This is a genomic window from Microcystis sp. M109S1, from assembly GCF_020247025.1.
Classification (GTDB): Bacteria; Cyanobacteriota; Cyanobacteriia; order Cyanobacteriales; family Microcystaceae; genus Microcystis.
Genome location: NZ_JADBRW010000175.1, coordinates 1 through 16,504, shown reverse-complemented (window position 1 = coordinate 16,504; position 16,504 = coordinate 1). Strand labels below are relative to the sequence as shown.

16 protein-coding genes and 2 pseudogenes are annotated in these 16,504 nt (G+C 41.3%); 6 read left to right on the top strand and 12 right to left on the bottom strand.

The window, feature by feature from the left end:
* Nucleotides 1-431 precede the first annotated feature (431 nt).
* Nucleotides 432-1,538 carry a hybrid sensor histidine kinase/response regulator gene (locus tag IM322_RS08370; RefSeq protein ID WP_353737498.1) on the top strand — a complete coding sequence of 369 codons (1,107 nt, stop codon included), beginning with the start codon at nt 432-434 and terminating at the stop codon, nt 1,536-1,538.
* A 20-nt stretch (nt 1,539-1,558) separates the two neighbouring features.
* Nucleotides 1,559-2,959 (top strand): ankyrin repeat domain-containing protein, encoded by a 1,401-nt coding sequence (locus tag IM322_RS08365; protein ID WP_353737497.1) that lies wholly within the window; start codon nt 1,559-1,561, stop codon nt 2,957-2,959.
* Nucleotides 2,960-3,157: 198 nt separating this feature from the next.
* On the opposite strand, the gene IM322_RS08360 is transcribed toward IM322_RS08365, so the two are convergent.
* The 3 genes from IM322_RS08360 to IM322_RS08350 all read right to left on the bottom strand — a co-directional run bounded on the left by IM322_RS08360 (nt 3,158) and on the right by IM322_RS08350 (nt 6,009).
* Nucleotides 3,158-3,880, bottom strand: a complete 723-nt coding sequence (locus IM322_RS08360) for a Stp1/IreP family PP2C-type Ser/Thr phosphatase (RefSeq protein WP_287675898.1) — start codon at nt 3,878-3,880, stop codon at nt 3,158-3,160.
* Between the two features lie 44 nt (nt 3,881-3,924).
* Nucleotides 3,925-5,613, bottom strand: a complete 1,689-nt coding sequence (locus IM322_RS08355; RefSeq protein ID WP_287675903.1) for an ABC1 kinase family protein — start codon at nt 5,611-5,613, stop codon at nt 3,925-3,927.
* Between the two features lie 90 nt (nt 5,614-5,703).
* Entirely contained in the window at nt 5,704-6,009 is a 306-nt protein-coding gene (locus IM322_RS08350; RefSeq protein ID WP_004162702.1) for a DUF6825 family protein, read from the bottom strand.
* A 271-nt stretch (nt 6,010-6,280) separates the two neighbouring features.
* Here IM322_RS08350 and IM322_RS08345 point away from each other — a divergent pair, with 271 nt between their 5' ends.
* Nucleotides 6,281-7,504, top strand: a complete 1,224-nt coding sequence (locus IM322_RS08345; RefSeq protein WP_012267076.1) for an ABC transporter substrate-binding protein — start codon at nt 6,281-6,283, stop codon at nt 7,502-7,504.
* A 330-nt stretch (nt 7,505-7,834) separates the two neighbouring features.
* On the opposite strand, the pseudogene IM322_RS08340 reads toward IM322_RS08345, so the two are convergent.
* The 3 genes and pseudogenes from IM322_RS08340 to IM322_RS08330 form a co-directional block, all read right to left on the bottom strand.
* A pseudogene (locus tag IM322_RS08340) lies at nt 7,835-8,006 on the bottom strand (Txe/YoeB family addiction module toxin).
* A 53-nt stretch (nt 8,007-8,059) separates the two neighbouring features.
* Nucleotides 8,060-8,290, bottom strand: a complete 231-nt coding sequence (locus tag IM322_RS08335; RefSeq protein ID WP_046662893.1) for a hypothetical protein — start codon at nt 8,288-8,290, stop codon at nt 8,060-8,062.
* Between the two features lie 133 nt (nt 8,291-8,423).
* On the bottom strand, nt 8,424-8,699 hold the full coding sequence (locus IM322_RS08330; RefSeq protein WP_287675895.1) for a hypothetical protein: 276 nt from the start codon (nt 8,697-8,699) through the stop codon (nt 8,424-8,426).
* 468 nt (nt 8,700-9,167) lie between these two features.
* On the opposite strand from IM322_RS08330, the gene IM322_RS08325 reads away from it, so the two are divergent.
* Nucleotides 9,168-10,979: a proline--tRNA ligase gene (locus IM322_RS08325; protein ID WP_287675894.1), complete on the top strand. Its 1,812-nt coding sequence runs from the start codon at nt 9,168-9,170 to the stop codon at nt 10,977-10,979.
* On the opposite strand, the gene IM322_RS23670 is transcribed toward IM322_RS08325, so the two are convergent.
* The 6 genes and pseudogenes from IM322_RS23670 to IM322_RS23270 all read right to left on the bottom strand — a co-directional run bounded on the left by IM322_RS23670 (nt 10,956) and on the right by IM322_RS23270 (nt 13,217).
* Complete coding sequence (locus tag IM322_RS23670) at nt 10,956-11,156, bottom strand: toxin-antitoxin system TumE family protein (protein WP_502845720.1); 201 nt, start codon at nt 11,154-11,156, stop codon at nt 10,956-10,958. The two genes, IM322_RS08325 and IM322_RS23670, sit on opposite strands and share 24 nt — an antisense overlap.
* Nucleotides 11,149-11,487 carry a hypothetical protein gene (locus tag IM322_RS08320; protein WP_287675893.1) on the bottom strand — a complete coding sequence of 113 codons (339 nt, stop codon included), beginning with the start codon at nt 11,485-11,487 and terminating at the stop codon, nt 11,149-11,151. Before IM322_RS08320 ends, IM322_RS23670 begins: the two co-directional genes overlap by 8 nt.
* Nucleotides 11,488-11,492: 5 nt before the next feature.
* Nucleotides 11,493-11,696 (bottom strand): tetratricopeptide repeat protein, encoded by a 204-nt coding sequence (locus tag IM322_RS08315; protein ID WP_287675902.1) that lies wholly within the window; start codon nt 11,694-11,696, stop codon nt 11,493-11,495.
* Between the two features lie 19 nt (nt 11,697-11,715).
* Complete coding sequence (locus tag IM322_RS08310) at nt 11,716-11,925, bottom strand: type II toxin-antitoxin system HicB family antitoxin (RefSeq protein WP_287675892.1); 210 nt, start codon at nt 11,923-11,925, stop codon at nt 11,716-11,718.
* On the bottom strand, nt 11,922-12,140 hold the full coding sequence (locus IM322_RS08305; RefSeq protein ID WP_287675890.1) for a type II toxin-antitoxin system HicA family toxin: 219 nt from the start codon (nt 12,138-12,140) through the stop codon (nt 11,922-11,924). The genes IM322_RS08310 and IM322_RS08305 overlap by 4 nt, the downstream gene beginning before the upstream one ends.
* 60 nt (nt 12,141-12,200) lie before the next feature.
* Nucleotides 12,201-13,217, bottom strand: a pseudogene (locus IM322_RS23270) (tetratricopeptide repeat protein).
* 440 nt (nt 13,218-13,657) lie between these two features.
* Between IM322_RS23270 and IM322_RS08290 the strand changes: the two are divergent.
* Both IM322_RS08290 and IM322_RS08285 read left to right on the top strand, forming a co-directional pair.
* Complete coding sequence (locus tag IM322_RS08290) at nt 13,658-14,950, top strand: sugar ABC transporter substrate-binding protein (protein ID WP_287675887.1); 1,293 nt, start codon at nt 13,658-13,660, stop codon at nt 14,948-14,950.
* A 2-nt stretch (nt 14,951-14,952) separates the two neighbouring features.
* On the top strand, nt 14,953-16,263 hold the full coding sequence (locus IM322_RS08285) for a mechanosensitive ion channel family protein (RefSeq protein ID WP_287675885.1): 1,311 nt from the start codon (nt 14,953-14,955) through the stop codon (nt 16,261-16,263).
* The last annotated feature ends 241 nt before the right edge of the window (nt 16,264-16,504 follow it).

The following is a 16,504-nucleotide window of genomic DNA, read 5'->3' as shown; positions in this document are numbered from 1 at the left end:
TTAAATGTTTCAGGATATACTCCACAAAAGCGTTTAAACTCTTCTGGATTCAAATTTTTTACTTTTTCGTAAGTCATGGTTTTTCTGAGTGTTTTACTTTATTGTACATAATCAGTTCCTATTTTTGCAGGAGGTCTATTTTCGGGAAATTTAGTAATCTTACTTGATTTCCCGTTTTTTCTGCTCAAGCAGTTCTTTTGTACTGACTATTGCTCAAATTAGTCTAAACTTGAGTTAATAGTGAGGTAGTAATTTTTCGTTTTGGGGGACAGTCGTCACGATTCAGTCGTCAATAGCAAATTAGACTATACTTCATCTTTATGAAAAAAGCTGTAAGAATCGACCTCGAAAATGTCTTGACCATCGAACCCGATTCGAGGTATTCTATCAGGGTAGATCAGACAGTAATGAAATTCAGATTTAAATTGGCAATGTTAAACCAGTTAAAAATTCTAATTGTTGATGATAATGAAGTAGATCGGACCGCCGTGCGCCGATTCTTAAGAACATCGGAGATGGCGATAGAAATAACAGAAGCCGCTGACTATCAAGAGGCTAAAGAACAGATGTCCAATAATCTTTTCGACTGTATGTTTATCGATTATCTTCTACCCGATGGAGATGGTTTGACTTTGGTGCGGGAAATTCGGGACCAGGGAGTTAAAATACCCCTAATTGTCTTAACCGGTCACGGAGACGAAGGAATTGCCGTAGATATGATGAAAGCCGGTGCTTCCGATTATATGAGTAAATTTCGTCTTTCTGCCTCGCGCTTAAATCAAGCGATGCAAAACGCCATCCGCATCTATGAAGCGGAAGAAGAAGTGGCGATTGCCAAACAAGAAAAAGATCAATTGGGTAGACAAAAAGAAGATTTTGTTTCGAGGATGACCCACGATTTGCGAACTCCCTTAGTGTCTGTCAATCATATATTAGAACTATTTCAAGAAGGTTTATACGGTGAGATTACTCCCGAAATGAGTCGAGTCATTCATGTGATTATTCGCAGTAATACAAATCTCTTGGAAATGGTTAATAATCTTTTGGAAGTTTATTGTTATGAAAACGGCGAAAAGACACTTAATTTTACTAAATTAAAGATTATCGATATTCTCGAAGAAGTCTGTCAGCAGTTAACTCCCCTTGCCCGAGAAAAAGGACTAGAATTAAGCTTAAATGCCGAAAATGCCGGGGAAATTTTCCTAACTGGCGATCGCTTGGAACTGCGGCGCGTTTTTACCAATCTCATCGGCAATGCGATTAAATTTACCCAAAAGGGTGATGTGAAAATTCATCTCATCCCCGCTACAGAGGAATATACTTTTGTCACCATTGTCGTCGAGGATACTGGTATAGGCATTTCAGCAGAAGAACTACCCCGGATTTTCGAGCGCCTGTACTCCGGTTCCCCGGACAGTTCCAACAATGGGTTAGGACTTTATCTCTCCCGTCGCATTATCGATGCTCATGGGGGAACTATTGCCGTCACCTCAGAATTAGAACGGGGTACTAGCGTTTCTGTCCGTTTACCCGTCTAGAAAGATCGATAATAGAAAAAATACTTTCTGCCGATCGGTCACTGTTAATGGCTTCTAATTGGGATATCTTGTTAATACAAGCGGCGCGTCAGGGCAATCTCGCGCGGGTTCAAGCTTTACTGAGTCAGGGGGCAAATGTCAACGCCACTGATGTGCAAAATACTACGGCTTTAATCTATGCCGTGCAGGGGGGTCATAGGGAAATTGTGGCAATTTTGCGAGAATTTGGGGCTGATATCAACAAAAGTAAACAACCTCAAGGTTTAAGCCCTCTCATGTTAGCGGCTGCCCTCAATCACAGTCAAATCCTCCCTCAACTAATCGCTGCCGGTGCTAATATCAATCAGGTCAATCAAGATGGTACACCAGCACTAATGATCGCCGTTTATAAGGGTCATACAGCGATCGCAGAACAGTTATTAACCGCCGGCGCTCGGGTCAATATGCGCGATCGGGATGGAGATACGGCTTTATCTGTAGCTATTAGCCAAAATTACGCCGCAATCGTCCGTTTACTGCTCGATAGTGGTGTAGATGACGAAATCCGTCAACAAGCTTGGTTACAGGCTCTCACCGCTAATTGCCCAGAAATCCTCGAATTGTTTATTACCCGTGGTATGCCCCTCGATTCTCCCACTTTATCCGGGGAAACTCCCCTAATTTTGGCTGTAGAGAGGGGAAATCTCGGCAGCGTGCAAACTTTACTGCAAGCGGGAGCAAATCCGAATATCAGCACGGAGGAGGGAGAAACTGCCCTCATGATCGCTGCTGCTGAGGGATATTTCGATATTGTCCGACTTTTACTCGCTAAGGGGGCCAGTGTTGACAATCAAAATCAGGCTGGAGAAACGGCCCTGCATTTAGGGACGATCGAAGGACATCTAGAGATCGTCCATGCCTTACTACAAGCCGGCGCTTTTGTCAATCACCGTAACCATTTTGGGGATACACCCCTGATCATCGCCACGATGCAAGGATACGAAGCGATCGTTTTAGAATTGTTAAAACAGGGAGCGGAGCCTAACCTAACTCAGCAGGGAGAAACACCGTTAACTTTAGCTCTACAGCGCAAATTTACGAAAATCTGCCGTTATCTCTTCGACTACGGGGCTAATCCCAACGCCGTTTATCCCGATGGCAAAACCGTCCTCATGAAAGCTTGTGAGGGCAATAATAGTCAACTGGTGCGCCGGTTAATCGATATCGGTGCTGATGTCAATAAACTCGATTTTAGCGGCGCTTCCCCTTTAATGTGGGCGAGTTATCACGGTTGTCTCGACACGGTTAAAGTTTTGTTAGACGGAGGAAAAGTGCACTTAAACCAGAAAAATCAAGGGGGAATGACCGCTTTAATGTTAGCTAAATTTAATCACCATCAGGCGATCGTTTCTTTATTAAAACAAGCGGGAGCGATCGAGTAAGCTGCCCGCGAATTTAAATTGCTTGTTGAGATGAGGCTCCGAGGCTGCGAGGCAGGAGATAGGGTGGTCACTGCGTGCGCGTTGCGGGGGGTCTTAGGGTGTTAGGGTGTTAGGGTTTTAGTTGAAATTCCCCCACTTCCCCACTTCCCCACTTCCCCACTTCCCCACGAGAAACTTTTTGCCGCAAACCCTAGATAGTCAACAGCTTACCATGACCACAGTGATATTATCAGAACCGCCAGCGTTTTTGGCCGCTGCCACTAAATTCTCGACAATTTCCTGACAATCAGCACTGGTTTGCAAATAATCGCTAATTTCCTCGTCGGACACTTCTTCCGTCAAACCATCACTACAGAGAATTAAACTATCGCCAGATTGCACATCGAGGGGAGATATCGTCACTGGGGGCAAATCGCGACGACCGAGACATTGAAATAAAATGTGTCGCCAAGGGTGGTTTTTCGCATCTTCTTCGGACAGATCGCCCATTTTTATCGCCCTAGCTATCCAAGTATGATCCTCCGTCACCTGTTCTAATTTTTGCTCACGAAAGCGATAGAGACGGGAATCTCCAATATGGGTGTACCAATAGCCATCATCTCGGAAGATAGCTATGACTAGGGTTGTCCCCATGTCCTGTCTTTCGGGATTTTTCAGCTGATCTTCAATAATCTTCTCGTTAGCGGCAGTAATTGCCTCCTGCAGCAATTCCCCGGTATTCAGGGGCGAATTCCAGTGTTCTTCTAGATGAGCTTGGATAGTTTCAGTGGCTATTTGACTAGCTTCCTGGCCTCCCGCATGACCCCCCATACCATCGGCAACGATAAAAAAGCGGCGATCGGGGTCGATATAATAACTGTCCTGATTAACCGATCGCACTACACCAGGATCGGTCATTCCCCCAAAAGAAAGATTGTTCATCGAAATTTCTGCTGCTAACACAATATTTATTATCCTGCGATCGATTACATCATACGATCCTGACGTTCAATTTTTCGCCAAAGTCTCAAGAGGGCTATCCCCGGAAGCAGGGAAATCGCCATCGGCACTAAAGTTAACCAACCAAAACCATTGATAAATAGAAGCGTCGCTGAGATAAGCAAAGCACTGATCAGTAAAGTATAGTTGGTTCCCATTTGGATCATACCCAATCGCCGCAAAAGTCGATCGGATTCGCTCGAACGTACCCGGACACGGATATCACCCCGTTCTAATTTTTCGATCGTATCATCGATGCGTCGGGGTAAACTCAGGGCGGTGCTGCTCACTTGGGCTGCTTGTCGTCCTAACTCATCGAGGATATTACTGCCATTATTTCCTGTCATATCATGTACTAATTGCAGGGCAAAAGGTTGGGCCACTTCCATAAAGTTAAATTCGGGATCGAGTCCTTTGCCTACCCCTTCCAGGGTAGAAAATGCCCGCATGACGAAGGTAAAGGTAGCGGGAAAGCGAAAAGGTTGATCGTAGGCCATGTCATAGAGATCATCGCTGATAGCGGCCACGGATTGCTCCTCAAAGGGTTTATCCATGAAGTTATCGAGCATATACTGGATCGAGCGCCGCACTGCTCCCATATCACCATTAGCAGTTAATGCTCCTAAATCTACCAGAGAAGTGACCACGCGATCGGCATCTTTTTGGGCAATTCCTAAGAGAGTCTGCATTAGTTTTTCGCGCACGTTGGTTTTAATTTGTCCCATCATGCCGAAATCGTAGAAAATTAAGGAGCCATCACTATCAACGGCGATATTGCCAGGGTGAGGATCCGCATGAAAAAAGCCGTTATTGAGCAGTTGAATTAAATAAGCTTTTGCCCCCAGTTTAGCCAACAATTTGCGATCGAGTCCTGCCGCTTCTAGGGCCTCATAATGACTGATTTTGATGCCAGGGAGGTATTCTAGGGTTAAAACCCGGGGAGAGGTGTAGCGCCAATAGACTTTCGGTACTTTGACCCAATCTTCCCCGCGAAAATTACGGCGAAAAGTGTCGGCGTTACGACCTTCGTTGAGATAATCGGTTTCTTCCCAGAGAATTTTACAGCATTCTTCATAAATACCAGTCCAATCGCGACCTTTACCCCATTTGGGATGATTTTGGAAGTATTGGGCGATTTTTTTCAGGATGGCCAGATCGATACTAAATAATTTTTTCAATCCGGGCCGTTGGACTTTGACCACCACATCTTCCCCGGTCTTCAGTTGGGCCCGGTGAACTTGTCCTAAACTAGCGGCTGCTAGGGGGATGGGATCGAAGCTTTTAAAGAGTTTATTCAGGGGTTTACCGAGGGATATCTCGATAATTTTGCTGGCCTGTTCGTAGGTAAATGCGGGAACCTGATCCTGTAGTTTCGAGAGTTCTTCCACATATTCGAGGGGAAAAAGATCGGCGCGAGTGGAGAACAGTTGACCGACTTTAATAAAAGTCGGTCCCAATTCTAACATGGTTTCCCGAATCCAAGCGGCCTGTTTTCTGCGTCTGCTGGCGAGTTTTTCCTCGCTATAGCCGCCGTTATAGCTCCATTTTTTACCGTTGAGCCAGAATTGATAAAGTACAGTCAGAACGAATCGCCAAATATCTAGACGACGACGATTGATCGAATAGTTTTCTCGATTCCAACGATAGCTATTTTTGGCGACTTGGAGGGCCGGCATTGCTGGGTTTAACTCTGGGGTAACGGGGACGGGTAGAAAGGCTGACACGCAATTTTTGGGGCTTTAAAGCGACTAAAAGAGGGTTTTGGGTTAATTCTGGTAGTTTTTTAGTTCCGAGCGCAATTGGGCGATTTCGGCGCGCATTTCGTCGATGTTTTCCTGCACATCGGCACTGGAGGAACCACCGGACTCTGTACCAGTATATACTCCCTTTTCCATGGCTTGATCGGCTCTCATTTGCACTTCTTCGACGAATTGCCGCAGGTTTTCCCGTTGTTCGGCATCAAATTTGCCTAATTCGCTTAAAGCGTTGGTAAACGCATCTTCTAGCTGTTCACCGATCACTTCAGCGATCGCTCGTCCGAGGAAAAAGGCGTGAATAACGGGGTTAGTCATAATCTTAAATGGATGTTTTCGCTTCGGGGTTTGTGGACGGGAAAGGCGATAATAGATTCCCTAACTACTAGGTTAGGCGACAGAACCAGAAAAGGCAAATCGTTTTTAGAAAACGGAGGTGAGACGGGGAGGTTAATCGACAAAATTAGGAGAAACAAAGGGCGCTAAGGGAGTAGAATCCGGTCCGATTGCGTCGAGAATTATCGCTGAAATCAACCCGATTAGCGAAATAATAGTGTCATCAACAATATCAGCCTCCTGGAGAGTTAAGATGCTCAGAAAACGTTTATTAATCCCTTTAATCTTATCCCTAGTCACTTTTGGTCTAGTGGTGGCCTGTAATTCCGGCACTCCCACCGGTCAAACTAACCCCAGTCCCGCAGAAAACGCCGCCACTGCCGCTATTCCCATCGGTGCAGCTTTGGCTCAAACCAGCAATCTCGCCCTATTGGGACAGGAACAGGTGATCGGTGTCAAGATGGCTGAAACATATTTTAATAAAAAGGGCGGAGTCAATGGAACACCGATTAAAGTTATTATCCAGGATGTGGCCGGGGATGAACAGGGAGCGATCAACGCCATTAATACCCTCATCACCCAAGATAAAGTGGTGGGTATTCTTGGTCCGTCCCTGTCCCAACAAGCTTTTGCCGCTAGTCCGATCGCCGATCGAGCCAAAGTTCCCATTCTCGGCCCGTCTAACACCGCTAAAGGTATCCCCCAGATCGGTGAATATGTGGGCAGGGTGTCTGCTCCTGTGGCTGTGGTCGCTCCCAATGCGGTTAAAACCGCTTTAAAAATCGATCCCAAGATTAAAAAAGTGGCTGTCTTTTTTGCCCAAAATGATGCTTTTAGTAAATCGGAAACGGAAACTTTTCAAGAAACCCTGAAGAGTTTAAATCTTGATATTGTCACCGTGCAGAAATTCCAAACCACCGATACAGATTTTCAAAACCAAGCCACCGCCGCTATCAATATTAAACCGGATTTAGTGGTTATTTCTGGTTTGGTTGCTGACGGGGGCAATTTGGTCAAACAGTTGCGACAATTAGGCTATCAGGGATTAATTATTGGTGGCAATGGTTTAAATACTTCTAATATTTTCCCTGTTTGTCAAGCTCAATGTGATGGCATTATCATTGCTCAAGCTTATAACCCGGAATTAGATAGTCCTATTAATCGGGATTTTGTCGCCGCTTATACAGCAGAAAATAAAAAAGCACCGCCCCAATTTACCGCTCAAGCTTTTACGGGAATTCAAGTTTTTGTCGAGGCCTTAAAACGGGTAGATGATAAAAATAAACTCAGTACACTTTCCCTCGAACAAATTCGCCAACAATTAAATCAGGAAATTTTAGCGGGTAAGTATGTCACTGTCCTAGGAGATATTGCTTTTACTCCCGAAGGAGAAATCATTCAGGATAAATTCTCCGTGGCACAAATTAAAATGGATGCCGATGGTAAAAATGGTAAATTTACTTTTGTGAAAAATTAATAAGTAAGTGGTTCTTCTCGTTTCTACCTCGTTGCAAGGGTCTCCCTTGCAACGCATTTACAGAGGTTCTAGCTCTTGTGTAATACTAAATCCTGTTTAATTAAAGTTTTCAAGAGTGTTAAAGTCGAGTCCAAAATCAACATAATCCTGTTCTGAATTGTCATGTTCTATTCAATTAATTTCTCTAGGTATAGGACAATATTCCATGGTAGTGTTGGACAAGAATAAAAGAAAAATGTAGGTTGGTTTTCACTTTCTTCAGAAATTCTTCTTAAGTTTTCGTGTTCCCTAATTCTTGCTCTCAGCTAGTTCTGGAATTTCTGGCGATTATTAGTAGTGAAATTTACAGGAAATGATCACAATTTCTTCATCAGACACGCTATAAACTAGGCGATGTTCTTTTGTAATGCAATGCTTCTGGTTTTCCTAATCCAGAAAAAGGCTCTCTTTGAACATCTTTAATAAGGCTGACAATTTTAGCGTCAACTTTTTTATCTGCGATCGCTTATTGGTTAAACTCATCAAAACTTCGGGTTAGAAAGGCGACTTTCCGGATCAGTTAGCAGCATCTACATAAATATAACTATCAGGATTTTTCAGAGATTCTATTGCCTCTTGGAGATGTTGACGGTTAGCTTCTGTTGAAAGCAGATAGTCCGTTTCATCCATTTCAGCAGCTTCTTTAATCAATAAAATCGCTTCGACAACTGTTCCTTCTGGTAAGTCGAGGGGAGGTAAACTAAGTTGACCATTTTTGATGATTGTTTGATATTTTAGGGCATTCATATAATTTTACTATTCTTGAGATTCTATTAATTATACCAGTTTCAACGATAACTTAGCTCTTCTCGTTTCTGTATAGAACCTATTTGGTATCTCTCTTGTGACGCTTCACGGGTAAGAATTACAGGTATTTTGGCTAATTCGCTCTAATCCATACTGGGTAAGGATTTTGGGAAAGATACCAAATGGAATCTATCAAGTTCTTTTCGTTGCCTTCCTCAAGATATTTACACAACCAGGTTTGCACTGTGTTTCTATGATGCCCTAAACTTGTAGCTATGACCTTGAGGGTAGGAGCTTTTTCTTGATTTAGCGGCAGTTTGTCTTTTTCCCTAGGGGTGGTTGCTTCTTTGATCCGTTGAGTTAATTCCTCTGCGCTTTCTTTGACTACTGTTGAGGTTACTCCTGCCATAATTTTTGAATAATAAGAGTTATGGTCGGTTAAGCGTCAAAACATCTAGGCTTTTCCTTGATGCTGGCAATGTAAACTTTGATTAAGAGAAAGACTTCTAGCTCTGATCCGATGTTATATTAATAATTGAAGCTAAGGAAAAAAGCTTCCCTGACAGATCAACTGGCAAGGTTATAAGGTCAAGTTCACAAAGGAGTAAACCCTGTTAAAGTTACATTCTGTCTCGATAACGACGATAACAGCGATCGACCTGAACGCTCATATTTCCTAGAGTAGAGAACAAGGGAGTTAGGCAATTGCAACTAAGGTTCAATGCGTCTCCAACCAGTCTCAAGTTGTGAGGGGAAATACCTGAGAATCGGTAAACTGATCGCTGTTATTGTTTGTCAACACAAGTAATTGATAATTGCAGTCGCTCTCCTTTGATGAGATAATAGAAAGTCTTCTGTTCAAAAGGATATCGATAGGATGCGACTCTCTCAACAGCTTTTTGTCACTCTCCGGGAAGACCCAGCCGAGGCGGAAATCCCCAGTCATAAATGCTTAGTCCGTGCCGGTTACATTCGTCGCATTGGCAGCGGTATTTACGCCTATTTACCCCTGATGTGGCGGGTTTTGCAGAAAGTCTCCCAGATAGTCCGGGAAGAAATGAATAAAGCCGGCGCCCAAGAATGTTTACTTCCCCAACTGCAACCGGCGGAACTCTGGCAGGAATCAGGCCGTTGGGACACCTACACAAAAGCAGAAGGGATTATGTTTGCCCTGACGGACCGGCAAAACCGGGAGTTAGGATTAGGACCGACTCACGAAGAAGTAATTACTGCCGTCGCTCGGGATTTAATTCGTTCCTATCGACAATTACCGGTTAATTTATATCAGATTCAAACTAAATTTCGCGATGAAATTCGCCCTCGTTTTGGTTTAATGCGGGGACGAGAATTTATTATGAAAGATGCCTATTCTTTCAATCTCGACGAGGAATGTTTAAAGAAAACCTATCAAGCGATGGATATAGCTTACCGCAATATTTTCCGCCGTTGTGGGTTAGCTTTTCGGGCAGTAGAAGCCGATTCTGGAGCGATTGGTGGTTCCGCATCCCAAGAATTTATGGTCTTAGCTGATGCCGGAGAAGATGAGGTTTTATTTACCGCCGATGAAAAGTATGCGGCTAATGTGGAAAAAGCCGTTTCTTTGCCGGCAGATAAAGTGGCTTCTCCCTTTAAAAAGTTTGCTAAAAAAGAGACTCCTAACACCAACACTATCGAAAGTTTAGCTAAATTTCTCGATTGTTCTGCCACCGCTATCGTCAAAAATGTTCTCTACGAAGTGGTTTATGATAGCGGCATAACTGTTTTAGTTTTGGTGAGCATTCGGGGAGATCAAGAGGTTAACGAAGTTAAACTACAAAATGAATTAATTAGACAGGCGAGCCGTTACAATGCTAAAACAATTTTGGCTTTAAAAATACCCGATGCTGCCGCTCAACAGAAATGGGCAACTAAACCTTTACCTTTAGGTTATATTGCTCCCGACTTAGAAGATAATTTGCTCAAAAAAGCCAGCGATATAGCTCCTCAATTTTTACGCATAGCAGACAACACGGTGACAGACTTAGAAAACTTGATCACCGGTGCAAATGAAACGGGGTTTCATTTAGTGGGGGCAAATTGGGGTAAAGATTTTATCTTACCGGAATTAATCGTCGATCTACGCAAAGCCCAGGTAGGCGATCGAGCTATTCACGATCCTGATCAAACCTTGCAAAGTGCTAGAGGAATTGAAGTCGGTCATATCTTCCAATTGGGCTATAAATATTCTCAAGCCATGAATGCTTTTTATACTAATGAAGCGGGAGAATCTACCCCCATTTGTATGGGTTGTTATGGCATAGGAGTATCGCGTTTAGCACAGGCAGCCGTAGAACAATCCTACGATAAAGATGGCATTATTTGGCCGGTAGCTATTGCCCCTTATCAAGCGATTGTGGTTATTCCCAATTTAGCTGATGCCGAGCAGGTAAAAACCGCCGAAAGTTTATACAATGAGTTAAATCAAGCGGGCATTGAAACCCTTTTAGATGACCGGGATGAACGTGCAGGAGTTAAGTTCAAAGATGCGGATTTAATTGGGATTCCCTATCGCATTGTCACGGGTAAATCTCTCAAATCTGGTAAGGTGGAATTAGTCGAAAGAGCCAGTAAAAAAGCGTCAGAAGTAGCAATTAATGAGGTGGTTTCCTATTTAAAAACTGCTATTTCAAAGGTAAATGCTTCTGATTAAGTGATTAAATATACAGATAAATTCTCGAATATAGAGCCGAGAGCCGTCAATAAAGGTAATATTGCCTCTAATAAAACCGAGACTCTCTGTCCGTTTTTCTGTGTCAAGTTCAAAAGTTTGGATCATGGCTGAGTTTGTGAGAAGTTTTCTAATTCTCTCAAAGTAAGTCTCAATCAACAAATTCAATCTCCTTAATGATGGCGATTTTTTGCTGTATTTTCTCAAGCATCCAGGACTCTCCTAGCCATTCATCAAAATCTTCACTGTGTTGTAATTGATCATTAGTAAACAAATCAACAAACTGCTCTGTTGAGCATTGATATTGGGTTTCAAATTGTTTTAGGCGTGCTTGAGTTTGTTGTAATCCGCTCTCTAAGTCTTGTAGCCGATAGTTCAGATCGGTTTGAATCATTGCTTTAAGGGATTCTGGTTGACTAGAGCGCAGTTTAATCAGGTTTGTTGAGTTTGATTCTAGCGGTTGGGTTTGCATGGTGATTGTTTGTCTCATCAGGGTTAATTTTGACGGAGGGATTGGATATATTCGACTGTTTCTGGGGGAAAGCGTTCGGTTAATTCCTCATCGGGAAGTTGGGACAGCATCCGAAAATAATTCTTTCTTACTGTTTGAATGTTAGGGTGATTTTCGCCTAGTGTAGCTATCAAAATAGCAATAGCTCTTTGATAGAAAGGTTCGGCTTCTGCGTATTTCCCTTGAATGTAATAGAGGATATTTGGGCTATGCGGAAATAGCCTGGGGACGTGGGAGAGATTTGCCTCGTGCAGTGTAGTCTTCGATCAGGAGATCTAAGACTTCAAGGGCATTTTGTAGGGCTGTATTGTAAGTTTCGCCGTGAGTATGAGCATAGGGGCCAAATTCAGGTAGATGGGCGATAAATTTGTTGTCTTCTTGTGACCATTGAATAAAAATACTGTAGTGATAATTCATGGGTTGTCTCCTTGATTTAAGTTTGCTAGTTCCTGAAGTGCATTTCTTACGTCTTTTTCCTGGTAGCGATCAGCATCACTACTATCTTTGCCTGACAGGGTCAAGCTATATTCTAAACGGGGATGACTCCAAACGGTATGACTACCTTTACCGTGGCGATAGGTAAACCCTGCTTTCAGAAGTATAGACTTGAGTTCTCGTATTTTTTTAGGCATTTGCTATCTGCTGGAGTAATTTTATTGCAGTTTGAGCATTATTAAGGTATTACAAAGAATCTAGGCATGACGGAGGGATTGGATATATTCGATCATTTCGGGAGGAAAGCGTTGGCTTAATTCCTCATCGGGAAGTTGGGACAGCATCCGAAAATAATTCTTTCTTACTGTTTGAATATTAGGGTGATTTTCGCCTAATGTAGCTATCAAAATAGCAATGGCTCTTTGATAGAGAGGTTCTGCTTCTGCGTATTTCCCTTGAGAATAATAAAGACTCGCCAGATTGTTGAGACTGGTCGCCACATCAGGATGCTCTTTTCCTAATAGCTTTTCCCGAATCTCCAGCACTCTTTGATAAAGAGGTTCTGCTTCTGCGTATTTCCCTTGATCTTGATAAAGACTCGCCAGATTGTTGAGATTAGAAGCAACACTAGGATTATTGCCACCAAATAACTCTTCATGGATTTTTAATCCTTGTAAAAATAGAGATTATGCTTGATAAAAATCGCCTTGATATTTATAAGAAATACCTAAATTGCTCAAAGCATTGGCTTCTGATGTTTTATCACCAATTTGTTGGGCAATTTCTAATTGTTTTTGAAAATATTCAATTGCTTGCTGATATTGTCCTAAGGATTGATAAGTAATTCCCAGATTTCCGAAAGCATTTGCTAGGGCAAGAATATCGCCGATCTCCTGAGCAATTGCTAATTGTTCTTGAAGATGTGCAATTGCTTCTTGATACTGCCCTAAAGACTGATAAGCCGCTCCCAAATTACCTAAAGTATTCGCCTCCGAATACCGATCATTGATTTCTCTAATAATTACTAATTGTTGGTGAAGATATTGTATTGCTTCTCTATATTGACCCCAAGATTGATAAATCATTGCTAACCGGCTAAGAGCAAAAACCTCAGATTGTTTATCACCAATATCCTGAGCTTTTTTTAAGAGCTTTTGATAGATTTTATGATCATGTTTTTTGGGTGCAATCTGATCAAAGTTCTCAAGATTTAACTCTGTTTCATAATTACTAGCCTGAGCCGAATTAGTTTGATTTTTATTAATCTGAATCATCATCATCCTCCAATAAATTTAAAACTTGCTCAAATTGTGATTCTGCGGATTGAATTGCCTGAATCCATTCTGATAATTCTTTAACTGTTATACTAAATCCGTTGAGCATAGGCTACTTATAAGGACAGGCACTCATGCAATAGGCACTCATGCAAAAGGGGGAATAAATAATCAGTCTTTAATAACCAGATTTAGTATAAACTGGTTATTAGAGTGTTAGAAAATAAACTATGAAACTCGCTCTTTCCCTACTATCAGCTGGTCTTTACAAGTAATTTAGATAACCATCAGCTTAACTCCCACAAATTTTTAACTGGGATTATTGCTATACTGGTGGATATTGACAAAAGATTATGTTAATTATTTTTCTGATGAAGATTATTATTCACCTTTTCATTGTACTATGAATATATGGCAATATTTTTGAAGGATCACGAGCGATGCAATTTCTAATGCTCAGAGTTAAAAATGCTTGGAGAAGCAAAAAAGCAAAGATGATTATATCGCTCCTATTGCTTTTTATCTTGATGCCGATTTTTCTTTATGCTTGTTTTAGTGATCTTCCTAACCAATCATCGGAGCAACGGCAAGGAACCCTTTTGGTTTGGTATCCAGAAGAGGGCAATTTAACTGAAGTAGTAGGTCTCGGTTTGCAAGAGTTTGAAAAATTAAATCCGCAGGTGACAATTCTTGAACAAGCTATTCCTATCGATGAGATACCCGAACGTTTTTTTAAACAATCTCAAAGCGGATTAGGTGCAAGTGTTATTCTAATTTTTTCGAGAAATATACCCAGATTAGTATCCCAAGGAGTACTGGGGGAAATTGACCAGAACAATCTAGATTTATCTATTTATTATCCCCCGACGCTGAAACAAGTTAGCTATCAAGGAAAAATCTATGGTATTCCCTTAGGTTCTCGTACCAATGTACTGTGTTATAATCAAAAAAAATTACAAGTTAGTCCCGATCCGCTGCTGAAGCAACCTCCTACCACTTTAGAGGGATTAGTGGAACGTGCGCGCAAAGGTTATTCTGTGGGGATAGTTTCCTCTTTTGAAGATACTTTTTGGGGAATGGCAATTTTTGGCAGCTATTTGTGGGATGAGCAGGGTAGGCTGCAACCTCGCTTAGATGGTTGGGCAAAATGGCTAGAATGGCTAAAATTTGCTTCGTCACAGCCTAATTTTATCCTCAATCGTCAACGGGAATTACTTCATAATGCTTTTGCTAGAGGTCGCTTAACCTATTATGTGTGTAATTCTATTGAAATTGCCAATTTAAAAAACAGCCTCCAAGATGATCTCAGAGTTGCTTTACTTCCCCAAGAAACTCAGGGTAAAGCATCACCAATTCTCTATACACGGGTGATGGTATTTAATCGCAATAATAGTGATAATGAAAATAGTTTGGGATTAGCTTTAGGAAAATTTCTCTCTAATCCCGAACAACAATTACAAGCAATCATCCAAACAGAAAGTTTTATTCCCGCTAATCGACGGGTGCAGATCGAAGGAAATTTGCTACCGATTGAATCGGTATTATTACAACAATCTCACAATGCTGTGGCAGTTCCTCTGGATGATTGGGAAAAGTTGAATAAAATTTTAGAAGAGGGAGAATTTTGGTATGAAAGAGCGATCGCTGGTGAAATATCTTCCTCAACAGCAGCCCAAAAACTGACACTTTATATTCAATCAGGTCTCGATCAGGAAGTCAGGAAAATAAATTAATTATGAATAACAATATTCCCTCTCTTTCGGAAATAATTGCTAACCAATTATTATTTTTAGGACGCAGAAATGTTCAAAGTCAATTAACGATCATTTTTCTGTCTTTAATTCTTGCTTGGTTATTATCAAAATGGTTATGGTCTTACTTGAGAAAAAGATTCCCTCACGTCACCAGTTTTATTCACAGTGATAAAAATTTAACCCTCCGTCAATATTTTGCTATCCTGATAGAGTTTCTTAATTTTCCAGTTATTAGTCTAATTTTACTTGACTTAAATTATCTAATTTTTTTCAGTCAAAATTGGACAAGAGGAATGATTAGTTTATCTATAAAACTCCTGTGGTTTTATTTAGTTTATCGTGGTTTATTAGCTGGACTATACGCCAAGTTTTCCGTCAATATAATTAGATATTATCATTTCCGGCTTTTAGCACCTTTATTGGTGTTATTTCTCCTGAGAAACATGATTGGTTTTTACAATAATATTCAGGAAATTGCCCAAGTATCTCCCTTCAATTTATTCAATAGTCCGATCACATTGAGAAGCATATTTATTTTGATAATAGCTCCCTATTTTCTGGTGATTATTGTTGTTCTTATAGAGACTATAATTCTGAGTATTGCCAATTTAAATCAGCAAGCTAGTCGCGGTGAAATTGAAGCAACTTTACTGTTAGGACGTTATTTTTTCATTGTCTTAGGTTTTATCATCATCTTGGGTTATGTGGGAGTTAATGCAACGGCAATAGCGGCAATTACTGGCGGTTTATCGGTGGGTATTGGTTTCGGTATGCAGCAAGTGGTCAGTAATTTTATTAGCGGTATTTTACTATTATTTGAAAAAGTTCTCAAACCTGGAGACATAATTAATATTGAAGGGCAAACTTCTCAGGTAAAAAAGCTAGGTATTCGAGCGACAACAGTGCAAATTCTTACAGACAATTCCGAAAAAATTATTCCCAATCAAAAGTTTTTTACTGAGGATGTCACCACCTATACGGGTAGTGATAACTTGATTTATTGTTCAATTGTTATCGGAGTTGGTTATCATTCTAACGCACAACAGGTGATGAATTTATTGCTAGACATTGCTGACCAACATCCTCATATACTTAAAAACCCGCAACCAGTAGCTTTTTTTCTTAATTTTGATCATTCTAGTTTAAACTTTGAATTAAAGTTCTGGTTGGATAATGTTAACAGGAAAAAGCGAGTAATTAGTGATGTTAATTGTGTTATTCTTGATAGGTTTACTCAACAGGGTATCGAGATTCCCTTCCCGCAGCAAGATATTCACATTCGCAATAATTAACCTGAGTTCGGGATCAGCTAAAACCCTGATGCTACCGTAGCCTGAAACTCCTATTCTTTCGTGGAAGCTATGGCAAAATTCCCTTAAACCGAACTGGCGTTAATTAGGGTTTGCTGAATAAATCTAAAAACCTTATCCAACAAGGTTTTTAGACTTTTTTTCCCTCAAAAAGTGCCGCCCCTTGGAGTGATTGGGGGGAAAATTCAGGGACTTTTTCCCTGAAAATTAGGTAATTGACCAC

Coding starts and splice junctions, on each gene's coding strand:
- IM322_RS08360 (WP_287675898.1), bottom strand. CDS start 3,880: ATGAACAATCTTTCTTTTGGGGGAATGACCGATCCTGGTGTAGTGCGA.
- IM322_RS08345 (WP_012267076.1), top strand. CDS start 6,281: ATGCTCAGAAAACGTTTATTAATCCCTTTAATCTTATCCCTAGTCACT.
- IM322_RS08290 (WP_287675887.1), top strand. CDS start 13,658: ATGCAATTTCTAATGCTCAGAGTTAAAAATGCTTGGAGAAGCAAAAAA.
- IM322_RS08370 (WP_353737498.1), top strand. CDS start 432: ATGTTAAACCAGTTAAAAATTCTAATTGTTGATGATAATGAAGTAGAT.
- IM322_RS08305 (WP_287675890.1), bottom strand. CDS start 12,140: ATGCCTAAAAAAATACGAGAACTCAAGTCTATACTTCTGAAAGCAGGG.
- IM322_RS08285 (WP_287675885.1), top strand. CDS start 14,953: ATGAATAACAATATTCCCTCTCTTTCGGAAATAATTGCTAACCAATTA.
- IM322_RS08310 (WP_287675892.1), bottom strand. CDS start 11,925: ATGAATTATCACTACAGTATTTTTATTCAATGGTCACAAGAAGACAAC.
- IM322_RS08325 (WP_287675894.1), top strand. CDS start 9,168: ATGCGACTCTCTCAACAGCTTTTTGTCACTCTCCGGGAAGACCCAGCC.
- IM322_RS08320 (WP_287675893.1), bottom strand. CDS start 11,487: ATGAGACAAACAATCACCATGCAAACCCAACCGCTAGAATCAAACTCA.
- IM322_RS08350 (WP_004162702.1), bottom strand. CDS start 6,009: ATGACTAACCCCGTTATTCACGCCTTTTTCCTCGGACGAGCGATCGCT.
- IM322_RS08335 (WP_046662893.1), bottom strand. CDS start 8,290: ATGAATGCCCTAAAATATCAAACAATCATCAAAAATGGTCAACTTAGT.
- IM322_RS08355 (WP_287675903.1), bottom strand. CDS start 5,613: ATGCCGGCCCTCCAAGTCGCCAAAAATAGCTATCGTTGGAATCGAGAA.
- IM322_RS08330 (WP_287675895.1), bottom strand. CDS start 8,699: ATGGCAGGAGTAACCTCAACAGTAGTCAAAGAAAGCGCAGAGGAATTA.